Origin of the sequence: Bacillus sp. BML-BC051, assembly GCF_019656175.1 — a bacterium.
Taxonomy (GTDB): Bacteria; Bacillota; Bacilli; order Bacillales; family Bacillaceae_G; genus Bacillus_A; species Bacillus_A mobilis.
In genome coordinates, this window is the sequence record NZ_BPLI01000194.1 from 1 (window position 1) to 278 (window position 278).

The following is a 278-nucleotide window of genomic DNA, read 5'->3' on the forward strand; positions in this document are numbered from 1 at the left end:
GCCTGATAAGCGTCGCGCATCAGGCACATTAACGTTTGCGAGCACGCAGACGCATCAGTACAGCGGCAAAGCCAAACAGTGCCGTCAGCACCCACAGTGGCCAGTTGCCGGTACGTGAGTACGGGGTGAGTCCGGTGGTCGGCGTTACGTTAGTGGTTAACACCTCGCGGGTGAACTGCGGGATCATCGCCTGAATCTCACCCTGCGGGCCAATCACCGCCGTAATGCCGTTGTTGGTGCTGCGCAACAGTGGGCGCGCCAGCTCCAGCGCACGCATT

Annotated in this window: 1 protein-coding gene; it reads right to left on the reverse strand. The window is 60.8% G+C overall.

Features of this window, described 5'->3' with window-relative positions; genetic code table 11:
- Window positions 1-28 precede the first annotated feature (28 nt).
- Window positions 29-278 (reverse strand): nitrilase-related carbon-nitrogen hydrolase (locus K5S59_RS30595; RefSeq protein ID WP_220784139.1); only part of this gene is annotated, 250 nt, incomplete at its 5' end.